The 12,792-nt window shown below is 64.1% G+C and carries 8 protein-coding genes; 4 read left to right on the top strand and 4 right to left on the bottom strand.

The features are described 5' to 3' along the window. Positions 1-38 precede the first annotated feature (38 nt). From BUS42_RS01960 to BUS42_RS01945, 4 genes are all read right to left on the bottom strand, one after another. Entirely contained in the window at positions 39-2,279 is a 2,241-nt protein-coding gene (locus BUS42_RS01960) for a DUF1549 and DUF1553 domain-containing protein (protein WP_074304795.1), read from the bottom strand. A gap of 28 nt (positions 2,280-2,307) precedes the next feature. After that, the gene (locus BUS42_RS01955) at positions 2,308-3,750 is read right to left on the bottom strand and encodes a DUF1501 domain-containing protein (protein ID WP_074304793.1); all 1,443 of its coding nucleotides are present in this window, start codon (positions 3,748-3,750) and stop codon (positions 2,308-2,310) included. A 302-nt stretch (positions 3,751-4,052) separates the two neighbouring features. After that, entirely contained in the window at positions 4,053-5,783 is a 1,731-nt protein-coding gene (locus BUS42_RS01950) for a hypothetical protein (RefSeq protein WP_074304792.1), read from the bottom strand. A gap of 453 nt (positions 5,784-6,236) precedes the next feature. After that, entirely contained in the window at positions 6,237-7,988 is a 1,752-nt protein-coding gene (locus BUS42_RS01945) for a hypothetical protein (RefSeq protein ID WP_074304790.1), read from the bottom strand. Between the two features lie 263 nt (positions 7,989-8,251). Between BUS42_RS01945 and BUS42_RS01940 the strand changes: the two genes are divergently transcribed. The 4 genes from BUS42_RS01940 to BUS42_RS01925 all read left to right on the top strand — a co-directional run bounded on the left by BUS42_RS01940 (position 8,252) and on the right by BUS42_RS01925 (position 12,762). Beyond that, positions 8,252-9,106: a class I SAM-dependent methyltransferase gene (locus BUS42_RS01940; protein WP_074304788.1), complete on the top strand. Its 855-nt coding sequence runs from the start codon at positions 8,252-8,254 to the stop codon at positions 9,104-9,106. 112 nt (positions 9,107-9,218) lie between these two features. Then, positions 9,219-10,121: a peptidyl-alpha-hydroxyglycine alpha-amidating lyase family protein gene (locus BUS42_RS01935; RefSeq protein WP_074304786.1), complete on the top strand. Its 903-nt coding sequence runs from the start codon at positions 9,219-9,221 to the stop codon at positions 10,119-10,121. Between the two features lie 86 nt (positions 10,122-10,207). Continuing rightward, positions 10,208-10,912: a 3-keto-disaccharide hydrolase gene (locus BUS42_RS01930; protein WP_074304785.1), complete on the top strand. Its 705-nt coding sequence runs from the start codon at positions 10,208-10,210 to the stop codon at positions 10,910-10,912. Between the two features lie 134 nt (positions 10,913-11,046). Continuing rightward, the gene (locus BUS42_RS01925; RefSeq protein ID WP_074304782.1) at positions 11,047-12,762 is read left to right on the top strand and encodes a sigma-70 family RNA polymerase sigma factor; all 1,716 of its coding nucleotides are present in this window, start codon (positions 11,047-11,049) and stop codon (positions 12,760-12,762) included. Positions 12,763-12,792: the final 30 nt, after the last annotated feature.

Genomic DNA, 12,792 nt, shown 5'->3' with positions numbered 1-12,792 from the left:
GTCGGGTGGGCACGGCCCACCCGACAAGAGGCTCTCGTTCAGTCAAGATAGACAAATTCATTGACGTTGAGCAGAGCGAGACAGAACCCGGTGAGACTTTCGCCGGTTTCAGAAGTGAGGAACCCCCGAGCCAGCTCGCTTTCCTCAGCGCGGGGAGTCCGGCCGAGGGTCAGTCGATACGCCCGTTCGATCCGGGCGGCGGGGTTGGGGCCGGCCTCGCGGGCGATCCGATCGGCGAGGCCGTGGGCCGCATCGAGCGCGAGTTTGCTGTTCATTAGGCTGAGCGCTTGAGGGGCGATCGTCGTGACGGTTCGCACGGGGCAACTTGCGTTGGTATCGGGGCGGTCGAACGCCTCGAAGAAGGGATAACGCAGGTTGCGGCGGACGAAGACGTAGAGACTGCGTCGGTTGCGTTCTTCGCGAGTCCGTGAGACAGGCCAGACCGCGCCATGGCTGCTGAGCTTGGTCAGCTCGGCGGGCAGTTCCGGGAAGACGCAAGGGCCGCCGAGGCTCAGGTTCAACTCGTTCGAGACGGCCAGGAGCGCGTCGCGGATGGCCTCGCCGTCGAGCCGTTGGCGCGCGTGCCGCCAGAGCAGGTTGTTCTCGGGGTCGGCCTTGAATGCGGCGGGGTCGTTCCGACTTGATTGCCGATAAGTGGCACTTGTCAGCATCAGCCGGTGCATCGCTTTGAGGCTCCAGCCTCGGGCGACGAACTCGGTGGCCAGCCAGTCGAGCAGCTCCGGGTGCGAAGGCTCCGCGCCCATCATGCCGAAGTCGCTGGCGGTCGCCACGATCCCGCGGCCAAAGTGGCGCTGCCAGATTCGATTGACCATCACCCGACCGGTCAGGGGATTCCGCGGTTCGAGCAGCCATTCGGCCAGCTTGGTCCGGCGGCCGGTGCTTCGCCTGATCGGCCGGATCACAGGAATCTGGGTGGCGGTCGAGGTCAGAACGGCCGGGAACCCCGGATCGATTTCGGGCCCTGGGTTGGCGAAATCGCCCCGGCGCAGCAGATGAGTCGGCGGTGCCGACGTGGCCACCTCGTCCAGGCCACGCGCCTGGGGCAGCGCGGCCGGCGCGGCTTTCTGGACGACGCGCAGGCGGGCACGCAAAAGTGTTCGGATCGAGGCCAGGTCCGATCCCAGGAGCAGGTTGAAGACCTCCGACTTGATCCGGCGGTCTTTCTCCAGGGCGTCGAAAACCAGCATGACCTCTTGCGGGGTTCGCTCCTGGGCGGACTTCTGATAGGCCGAGACCACGTCGTCGGTCACCGTGGCACGAAGCCCCAGCGCGAGTTGCTTGCGCAACGGGATCTCGATCGCGAGAATCGAGGATTCGAGTGCGGCGAGTTCGGCAGTCCAGGCGGCCACCTGCCGTTCGTGCTCGTGCCTGATCGAGGCCGGAGCGACCGGGTAGTCGTCGCGGAATCGCGCCGGTGCAAAAAAGGCCTGGAGCCGGTAGAAGTCGGAGAGACGGATCGGGTCGAACTTATGATCATGGCACCGCGCACAGCCGACGGTCAGCCCGAGGAACACCAGGCCGGTCGTCTCGGTGATGTCGTTGAGTGCGTTCTGCCGCCTCAGCTTCTGGTCGTTGAGGTCCACCATGTCGGGATAGCAACGGTTGAAGCCGGTCGCCACGAACGACTGGGCATCGTCGGGATCGAGCTCATCTCCGGCGAGCTGCCGGCGCACGAACTCGTCGTACGGCATGTCGTCGTTCAGTGCGCCCACGACCCAGTCGCGATACCGCCAGGCATCGGGGCGGGCCTGGTCGAACTCGAACCCATCGGTGTCCGCATAGCGGGCCAGGTCGAGCCAGTGCTGCGCCCAGCGCTCGCCGTAATGGGCGCTAGCGAGGAGGCGGTCGACGACCCGGTCGAAGGCGTCAGGCGCCTGGTCGGCGACGAAGCGGTCGAGCTCCTCGGGAGTCGGCGGCAACCCGGTCAGGTCGAACGTCACGCGGCGAAGCAGGGTCGGTCGATCGGCCTCGGGGGCATGAGAGAGTTCGTTCGCTTCGAGCTGGGCGAGGACGAAGGTATCGATCGGGTTGCGGACCCACCGTTTCTCGCGGACCCCAGGGAGCTCGGGACGCGACGGTGGGACGAACGCCCAATGCTCGCGATCCGCGTTCGTGATCGCCTTTTCCTTCAAAGGGGTGCCGTCGCGGGCCGGGTTGCTCGGCTCATCGGCCCGGAGCACAAAGCCAGCGCCCCCGAGTGCCGCGAAAAGCAGAACGACACGGACACGGGACGGTCGCCGCCAGCGATTCCAGCTCATGGATGCGGATCCGTTTGTGGAAAAAAGGTCAGGCCAGTATCGAGGTGACCACCTTGCCCGCCGTGTCGGTTAATCGCTCGTCGCGACCGTTGTGGGAGAAGGTGAGCTGCGTGTGGTCGAGCCCGAGCAAGTGGAGAATCGTGGCATGAATATCATGAACATGAACGCGGTCGACCTCGGCTCGAAGCCCGACGGCGTCGGTGGCGCCATGGACCGTCCCCCCTTTGATTCCGCCGCCGGCCATCCAGACGGAGAACCCATGCGGGTTATGGTCGCGGCCCCTGCCCCCCTCCGACATCGGCATCCGACCGAACTCCCCGCCCCAGATCACCAAGGTGCTCTCCAAGAGCCCCCGGCGCTTCAGGTCGGTCAACAGGCCGGCAACCGGCTTATCCGTCCGGGCACACATGCGGGCATGATTTTCTTCCACATCTTCGTGGGCATCCCAACCGGCCACGTCGCCCGAGTAAAGTTGGACGAACCGAACACCGCGCTCGACGAGCCGCCGGGCCAGCAGGCAGCGGGTGCCGAACTCGGCCGTGGTCCGCTCGTCGAGTCCGTAGAGTGTCCGGGTCTCGGCCGACTCGCGCGCCAGGTCGACGGCGTCGGGGGCCGCACTCTGCATCCGGTAGGCGAGTTCGTAGGCCTGAATCCGCGCCGAGAGCTCGGAATCTTCTTCACGCCCCTCGCGATGGATCTGATTGAGCCTGCCGATGAGGTCGAGCGTCCGGCGCTGACCGTCGACGGCGGCCGCCTCGGCCGGCCGGAGGTCGAGGATCGGGCTCGCGCCCGAGCGCACGTTCGTCCCCTGGTAGCTCGCGGGCAGGAACCCCGACCCGTAAGCGGGCGGCCCCCCTTTGATTCCGCCGCCGGGGTCGGGCAAGACGACAAACGCGGGGAGGTCCTGGTTCTCGGTCCCCAGGCCGTAACCGACCCAGCTCCCCAGACAGGGCTTGCCCATCAGAACGGACCCGGTGTTCATCTGATAAACGGCCTGCGGGTGGTTGACGCTATCGGCCCAGCACGACCGGATCACGGCGACGTCATCGACGCAACGGGCGGTATGCGGGAGGAAGTCGGAAACCTCGATCCCGCTCTGCCCGTACTTGCGGAAGGTTCGCTTGGTGGCCAGCATCGGGTTCGCCGCCACCTTTCGACGGGTCTCCACCACGCCAAAGCTTGCGGGCAAAGGCTGACCGGAAAGCCGTTGCAGGTCGGGCTTGGGGTCGAACGTCTCGAGGTGGCTGGGCCCGCCGTGCATGAACAAGTAGATGACCCGCTTCGCTTGAGGAGCAAAGTGCGGGGAGCGGGGCGCCAACGGATCGGCCACGGGCTCGGCCCCGAGGAGGAGCCGTTCCTGAGAAAGCAACCAGGACGCGGCCAAGGCCCCGAACCCTCCGCCCGCCTGACGAAGGAACTCACGACGACTGCGGGCGGCCGGAAAGTGCGGAGAAGAGAGGTCGAGTTCCATCAGGATCCTCGGCGAACCGAAAATAGAGGCCGGAGCTCTCGCCTGGTCGACCCAACGCTCATGTCGGAACAGGCTGGCACGTCGATCCGATCGACATTGACTGTATCAGACATTCCCCGCCTTCCGCTCGCGAAAATTTCGCCGTCTCCCCTTCATTTCACTCCGACTGGGTTTCATAGGTCCCATTCGAAGTGTGGGCACGGCCCACCATCTTAATGATCCTGATCAAATGCTAACTTCATGGCAAACTGTGTCCCGCCGACAAGCGAATATCACGAGAATTCGGACCGCTTGAGCCGGTTCTAATCGGCCCTGATGAATGGTGAGTAGGCCCTGTCGCCAAAGTACGAGTAGCCAACCTCGTCGAGCCTGGTTCCCGAGAGGAGGCTCTCGATGAAGCCGTTCCGTTCGACTTGAACCGTGTGAAAGATCTTTTTCTCGGGGTTTTCCTTGAGGAAGAAAGTCACCCGGCCGTCCAAAGCCGTGATCCGATGCATGCCGTCGGTGAGTCGTTTCTGGAACGGGAAAGAACGCTCGAGGTCGGCTTGCATGAGTTGGCTCCGGCCCCAGGTGCCTCCCGCCGCGCTGACGAAGGTTTTACCGTTCAAAAGGGCCACGGCGTCGTTGTACGCGAGCACGCAGAGAACGTGCGAATCGGACGCGCGGAGCCAGACGGCCAGCTTGTCACGGTGCCGGTCGGTCTCATAACCGTAGTCGGAGTCGAGGAAGGCGATCCGCTCGACCGCGTCCGGGATCGTCTCCAAGCCATTCAGGTAGCCGAAGATGAGGCTCCCGCCACCGCTGTGGCCGTTGAACACAACGCGCGTGCGCGTGGGGTCGAACCGGCCTTGCACGGTGTCGAGGATTTTCGCGATCGTCTTATCTCCATACGTCTTCCGCCAGGCGGGCCAGCTCTTGAGGTCGTTCTCGAGGTAGGCCACGACGAGGGTTCGGTCCTTGAGCTTCTCACGAAGGAAGCGGGTCTGGGCTCCGATATGCTGGATGTCGAAGTGCCAGTCGTCGCCCGGCTTGGTCGCCTTGCCGATCGTCTGCTCGATCGTGGCTCCGTTGGGAAGCGCGTAGTAGACCAAGAGTACGGGCTTCTCGGAACCGGCGTCGGGCCGGTTGATGACGATCCGGACGCCCGGCTCCAGGCGAAACTCCTCGTTCGTTTCCCCGGGAGCCGCCTCGAAAGACTGGGGCTGGGGTTGAGGCTTTACCCCTGGTTCGGCGGGAAAGGCGGTGAACTCGTACCGAGAGCGGGTCATCTTCCCGTCATGGCTCAAGAGCGGGGCCAAGGCGGGATCGGCGAGGACGTCATCCACCGTGGCCACTTCGCCGTTCACGGTCAATCGCCGCTGGATCAGCCGGATGCCATGGCTATAGTCGACCCACGACGCGACATGGCCGGTGAAAAGCGGTTGAATCGGCCGCCCGTCCTCCCGCTTGTGCCAGCCGTAGATCGCCACTTTCCCGGGCGTCGCGAAAAGGCGACTCGCAATCACGACGTCCTTCTTGTGGCCGGCGATCAGCGCCCCCAGCGGCATGCCTTTGCGCTGGCCGCGGACCGTCTCATTGTGTTGGATGAAGACGGGCACCGTCGTCATCGCGGGCGTCGGCGGAATCGGTGACGGACTCAGCTTGATAGCCGCGGCCGCGTAGATGTCATCGACCATCTTGGGGGTCGGCAAAACGCAGTCGAGCCGATCCGCAAGCTTCTGGGCCGTGAACGGGGTCATCGGGACCAGGACGTAGTCGTCGTCGGAACCAATCGCGAGGTAGTCCGGGGTGACATAGTACGTCGCCTTGGCCTGCTCGGTCGTGACGCTGACCGGAACGAGTGTCCGGAGAAAACGGGGGACGTTTCCCCGCTCAAATTCCACCAGAATCTTCGCTTCACGCGCTTCCAACGGTAAATCCGCCAGCGAACGGGCGAACTCCACTCCGCCCAGCGCCGCGGATGGCCGGGGCGGCAAGTCGAGCTCGGCCGCCTGAACTTGCGACCCGAGGCCCATCAAAAGGGCCGTGATCATGAGACAGTCGCAAGGAAACCGGGATCTCGTTCCCACGCTCTGCGTGGGAATGCCGTCCGCGACGCTCCGCGTCGTCTTCCCCGGCGGGTGGGGCCGCAGAGCGGCCAAAACGGCATTCCCACGCAGAGCGTGGGAACGCGTTTCTCCCGCGAATTTCCGCCTCCGGGGCAGACAGACGGCCCGGTTTCCTGGCGACAGACTCGTGATCATTGCGTGCTTCATGGGAGCGTCCGTGAATTATGTCCTTGGGTCGCTGGCCGCTTTGACTTTGCAACCCTGAAGCGACCGCACATCGCGAACTACATAACTAACCATAAAAATTTAAATTTTCGTCTATCATAGCCCCGCGGGGGCGACCGTTGAAGTCCAACCTCGGCGTTTGACGGTCGCCCCTACGGGCGTGCGAATTGACGAGGAGGGCGTACTGGAACCGCCCACGATGTCGAGCCGCAATTATTGCGGGACGTTCCCTGGCAACCCCTGGAAGAGCGGGATCATCCCCTTCTCGATGACGGGGCCGACCTGGCTCGGGAGCACGAAGTGGAACTCATAGCCCTTGGGCGCCCGGGGGGTCAGCGAGCCGCCGAACAGGGCCGGCTCCTTGGGAAGGTCCTCGGGGACTTTCAGATCGGGCTTGTTCAGGGTCGCGCTCAGTTGGGAGGCGAACATCCGCACGAGTCCCTGGGCGCTGGCGATCATCAAGAGGCTGGCCTGTTCGGGCAGCGCGGCGCGTACGGACTGGTACGAAGGAACGGTCCCGACACCGGAATCCCCCTTCAAGTAGGCGTCGAGTTGTGCCTTGGCCTCGTCCCAGGTCGGCGACGTGACGTGCAGGACGCGCTTGCCGTCGATGCCGATCCAGTAGTGGAAGGCATCGCCGCCAAACATCGCCTTGAGGCTCGCTGCCCCTCCTGGATTCCCCCCGCCAAGCTTCGTGAGCTTCTCGCTATCGATCGTCGCGACGACATGCGTGAACTTTATACCTTGATAGGTTTCCACGTCGGCGTCAACCTTGATGTCCTTGTAGATATTCAGCGGGCTCTCTGCCTTCTTCATGGCCTGGAGCATCGCCTCGAGCGCCGCGATGTACGCCTTGGGGTCCGAGACGTTGACGACGTTGAACCCGCGCATCCCGTTGCCGAACGTCATACTGCCCTGGGTTTCGATCCGCCCCTGTTGATTGAACAGATCCATCGCCTTCGTCAACTCGGGGCTGTCCTTGGCTCCGGGATTGACCATGCTCAAGCTCAGGTTCTGCAACCGCGCCACTTCCTTCGCGTCCATGTTCATGTAAACGTAAAACGCGGCATCCGCAGCGAACTTGCTCAGGTCGGCCGCTCCCACCCCGCTTGAGGCGATCGCCTTCACAGGCGTGGCTCCGGCCTTCACGTCGAGCAGGCCGGCCAGGTGGAATCCTTCCGCGGCGAAGTCGAGGTTGAGCGTCAGCGAATCGGCGTCTTTGATCGCGTCAAAGAAACGGCCGTACATCAGTTTGACGCCCTCCATCGACGGGCCGTTCGGCGTCCTCTGGCCGGCCTGGTCGAGGGAGTCCATGAACTTCTGGCGGCCCTGATCGATCTGGTCGGCGTATCGGACCGAGAGTTTCGAGGCGTTGACGAACAGACCGAGGTCGCCGGCCAGGAACGGCTTGGCCAGCGCGGGGGTGAGGACCTGATCGAGCGTCTTTGCTCCGGGCTTGGCGAGTGCGGCGATGAACTCCTTGTCAGGGCCGAACGCCACGAACCCAGCCCCCTTGACGGCGTACCAGAGCCCGGCGCCGTGGGGGTTGTCGAACGCGTCAAACCCGCCGTCCTGGGGCTTGAGCACCACGTCCTTGCCGGCCGCGAGCGCCTTGAGCACGCCACGGTAGTCCTCCTGGATGACCAGGACCGCGAACGGGATCACGCCGTCGGGTCCGGGCGCGACCGCCCGGACCAGGCCGACCCACGCGGTTTTGAGGGCCAACTCGCCGTGTTGATCCTTGAACTTGGTCAAGAGATCGGCCAGAGCCGGCTCCGCCATCGCCCCCAACCGGGGGCTCATCGCCTTGAGCATCGCCGTCAAATCGGCCGAGGTCGACTCCAGGCCACGGCCCCGGATGACCAGGTCGACATCACCCGGGACCGCCTTTAACCAGGCGGTCTCCGCCGGGGTTTGGCCCAACGTCGCGGCCACGATCCAGATCGATACGAACTGTGCTAACATGGGACGAATCACCCTCCGTCGAGTATGGGCAGTGGATCGGCTCCCCTCCCCCCTCCCTTGGGAACCTCTGACTCAAAGAGGGGGGCGGGTTGTCGACCTCCGAGAATGCGTCACTCTATCGGGTGCTACCAGCCGCCGCAAGCGACGCTTGAAGCGAAACATGACACGACCATTCACATGCAATAACACTCAATTTTATCACCTGACGGTCGCTTTTCCTCTTTATTGAAAATTCAGAAATTCTTGATAAGTCGGAGCCGAGTGTGAATCGATCGAAGGGACGGCATCTCGAATTCAATGCCGGGAGTCGCGGCCAGTGGGACGGGTTTGCCGATCATCGGGCGCGGGTCACGCGGTTGCTCGAGACCGGAGCTCGACCGGGTGAGAGCCGGCTCTGCGTGCTTGGAGCGGGAAACTGCAATGACCTCGACTTACCGACCCTCCTGAAGGCGCACGGCGAAGTGTACCTGGTGGACCTGGACCAAGAGGCCCTGACGCAAGCCGCCGAGCGTCAAGGGGTGGCGGACCACCCGTCGCTCCACCGGCGGGACGGGATTGACCTCACCGGGATGATCGACGTGCTGGCGACCTGGTCCGCGACGACCGCAATCGGGCCTCGAGAGCTCGCGTGCCTGGTCGATGAACCCGCACGCCGGGTCGTTTCGACTCTCCCGGCGCCGTTCGACCTGGTCGCCTCGACCTGTCTGCTCAGCCCGCTGGTGGGTAATGCCTTCCACTCGGTGGGCGAGGCGCATCCTCAGTTCATGGCGATCGTGCAAGCGATCCGGGCGGGGCACTTGCGGCTCTTGACCCAACTGACCGCGCCGGGTGGGACCGCCCTGCTAATCACCGACGTCGTATCTTCGGAGATTGTCCCCGCCTTGGTGGCGTTACCGGACGCAGCGCTGCCCGAACTCCTGAACCAGATCGTCCGCGAGCGCAACTACTTTCACGGGGTCAACCCGGAAATCCTCTGGTCGCTCTTCGAGGACGACCCGTTCCTGCGCGTGCTCGTGACCGAACGGGAGTCGCTCACGCCCTGGCGCTGGAAGCTGCACGCACGCCTCTACCTGGTCTGGGCGATCCGATTCAAGGTCGCGTCCGGCTTGATCCGGTAAGGTTGGGCGCCCCGTTGAGTCCGCCCACACCAGCGCATTGGGATCGTTCAGGCGGTCCGTTACAATGCGGGACCGCCTCATCGAAGAGAGGAACGCGCCGGGGAGCCACACAATGAACGGACGTCGGGTCGCCCTTTTCTTGATGCTCACAAGCCTTGGCCAGCCCACCTTGGCGGCCGAGGAACCGGCCTACCGCCCGGTTCCTGACTGGCCCGAAACGCCAAGCTCGATCCAATTTGGTGCCGTGTCGGCCCTGGCGACCGATTCGACCGACCGAATCTTCGTCTTCCACCGGGGTGAGCACCCGATCGTCGTCTTCGATCGCGACGGCAAATTCGTGCGGTCGTGGGGCGACGGCCTGGTCAAGAAGGCCCATGGCCTGCGAATCGACCACAACGACAACATCTGGATCACCGACATCGGCGACCACCTGGTGAGGAAGTTCGCTCACGACGGCACGCTCTTGATGACGCTCGGAACCAAGGGCAAGCCGGGTGACGGCCCCGACCAGTTCAATCAGCCGACCGACGTGGCGGTTACTCCCTCGGGTGCATTCTTCGTTACCGACGGGTACGGCAATGCGCGAGTGTTGGCGTTCTCCCCCGAGGGTCGCTACCTCAAGGAGTGGGGGAAGCGAGGGACGGGCGACGGCGAGTTCCACTTGCCCCACGCGATCTGCCTCGACCGCCGCGGCCGGATCTACGTCGGGGATCGCGAAAACGATCGGGTCCAAATCTTCAACCCCGAGGGCAAGTTCCTTGCGAGCTGGACCGCGGGCGGTGCGCCCTTCGGGCTCGGCCTGGCCGTGGACGGCCGCCTCTTCGTCGCCGATGGCCGAGCCAATCGGGTCACCGTGCTGGATCCCGATGGGAAGGCGCTGACCCATTGGGGCCAGAAGGGGACCGACCCCGGGCAGTTTCTGATGCCGCACGCCGCTTGCCTCGACGCGCAGGGCGACGTTTACGTGGCCGAAATCAACGGCAAGCGCGTGCAAAAGTTCACGGTCAAGAAGTGATTCGCCGGATCGCCTCCATGGCTGGAATCGAGCCAGCCGGCGATCACGCGATCAGATCTAAATTTCCTCAAGCCAAGGCATGTTCAATGACAACCGAACGCCGATCCGCCCTGTTTCTGCCGCGTCGCGGGTCCCTCGTGATGGCGGTCCTCGCGATGCTCATGTCGACCATGGGCGCGGACCAGGCCGAGAAAAAGCCGGACCAGCCGACCGTCCTCTTCGACGGCAAGAGCCTGGACGGCTGGAAGAAGACCGACTTTTTCCGCGCGGGGCTGGTGCAAGTGGTTGACGGCGTCCTCGTCATGGCGCCCGGGCGTGCGATGACGGGCATCACGACCACCCGGATGGATTTGCCCACGACGAACTACGAGCTGAGCTACGAGGCCAAACGAATCTCCGGGTCCGACTTCTTCGCCGCGGCCACCTTTCCCGTCGGCAAGTCGTTCGTCACCTTGGTCAACGGCGGCTGGGGAGGAAACGTCACGGGCATCTCCAGCCTCAATGGTTCCGACGCCTCGGAGAACGAAACCAACAAATTCGTCAAATATGAGAACAAGACCTGGTACAAGTTCCGGGTCCGCGTCACCGACCAGACGATCGCCTGCCAGGTTGACGACAAGGAAATCATCCACCTCGACTATCGTGGCCTGCAACTCGCCACCAGGATCGAAACCCGCCCCAATCAGCCGCTCGGCTTCGCGACTTACGAATCCACCGGCGCCCTCCGAAAGATCGAGATCCGCCCGCTGACCCCCGCCGAGATCCAGGCCGCCAACAAAACCGAGGAATGATCGGATCCGGCCCGCGGCCCGGGACCCTCGCGAATCCTCGAAATCCGGCGTCCGACGCCAAAAAGTCAGATCCATTCGCCGCAAACGTGCATGGATAGAGACAGAGAGGGCAACGAGGACCGGAGAATGGAGCGATGGCCAACGACACGACGACTGCCGGCCTGAGGCCGCTCTCCACCCTTTTCTCCGCCGGGACAACCACCGGCCTCAGCGACGTCCAACTGCTGGAGCGGATCAGTGCCGCGACCCGGGCGACCCACACGGCGGAAGCCGCTTTCGAGGCCTTGATGGCCCGCCACGGGCCGATGGTGCTCGGCGTCTGCCGCCGTGCTTTGTGCGACCCGCGCGACGTTGAGGACGCGTTTCAGGCCACGTTCCTGGTGCTCGTCCGCAAGTCGGGAGGGGTGCGGGTCGACGACTCGTTGGGCCGCTGGCTCTACGGCGTGGCCCGGCGGGTGGCGCACCGGGCTCGGACCCTGGCCGAGAAACGGAGAGCCCGCGAAGCTTCCTCCACCACGTGGGAGCCGGCGATTCCGGCCCCCGACGAGGAACGGGCGGAACTGCTCGCGGCCCTGGATGACGAACTGGGCCGGTTGCCCGAGAAATACCGCGTACCGGTCTTGCTCTGCGACCTCGAAGGACTCACGCACACCGAGGCGGCCAGCCGGCTCCAGTGGCCGGTCGGCACGGTCAAGGGGCGGCTGGCACAGGCCCGGAGCCTCCTGAAGGGAAGGCTGACGCGCCGGGGGCTGGCTCCCAACACCCTTTCTCTGAGTTCGATCATCAAGGCGGAAGCACGACTTGCCGTGCCCGCGCACCTGGCCGAAAAAACGGTGCGCTCCGCCTTGCCGTTCGCGATGGGCGGTCAGACCGCGGCCACGTGGGCCTCGGCATCGGTGCTCGCCCTATCTCGGGGAGTGTTGAGAGCCATGCTTTTGACCAAGCTCAAAATGGCCGCCATCGGCCTGGTGGCCGCGCTGGGGGTGACGGCGGGGGCCGGAGCCCTCGCGAAGGCCGGCCATGGCGACAAGGCGGAAACTGTCAATCGCGGGCTGGAAACGGGCCTTGCGTCCAACTTCGCCAGGAAGAACAAGGGCGACTTTCGCCCGGCAATCGCCGTCGCGATCATCAACGAAGTCGAGTCGGATACGAAGATCATCGCCCTCGCACCCAACGGTTCGAAGCTGAGGCAAGGCGATCTGATCTGCCGGCTCGACTCAGCGCGCCTGGAAGAACGACGGTTCAAGCAGGGCGTCGCGAGGTCTGAGGCTGAGGCTGCTCATCAAAATGCCAAGCTGATTCGCGAGGTCGCCGAGATCGAAGTCACCGAGTACCTCGAAGGGATCTACAAAAAGGAGTGGGAGGCGGTCGAGGGCGAGATCAGTCTGGCGGAGTCCGAGCGAACCCGCGCGGAGGATCGGCTGGAATGGTCGCAACGAATGCGTGCCAAGAGCTATGTCTCAAAGGCTCAGAACATCGCCGACAAGGTCTCACTGGCGCAAAAGGTCCTCACCTACAAACAGGCGCTGACGAAGAAGGACGTGCTCGAGAAATTCACCTACAGCAAGAGGGTCAAGGAGCTCGAAAGCAAGGTGGAACAGGCCCGCGCCGAAGAGCGAATTCGGGAACTGGAGTGGAAACGGGAGAAGGACAAACTGGCGAAGATCGAGAATCAGATCGAGCATTGCCGGATCGTGAGTCCGATCTCCGGCAGGCTAGACTATGCCCGCTGGCCAGTCCCCGGGGTCGACGGCCAATTCGCCACCGTCGAAAAAGGGATGACCGTCCGCTGGGCTCAGCTCCTCTTCTGGGTCGTCCCGACTGATCGGGGAGGAGAGCGATCACAATAGCCCCTCCCACGATCGCAGGGATACCGCCCT

This window comes from Singulisphaera sp. GP187 (assembly GCF_900129635.1).
Classification (GTDB): domain Bacteria; phylum Planctomycetota; class Planctomycetia; order Isosphaerales; family Isosphaeraceae; genus Singulisphaera.
This window is presented reverse-complemented; position numbering and strand designations above follow the sequence as displayed.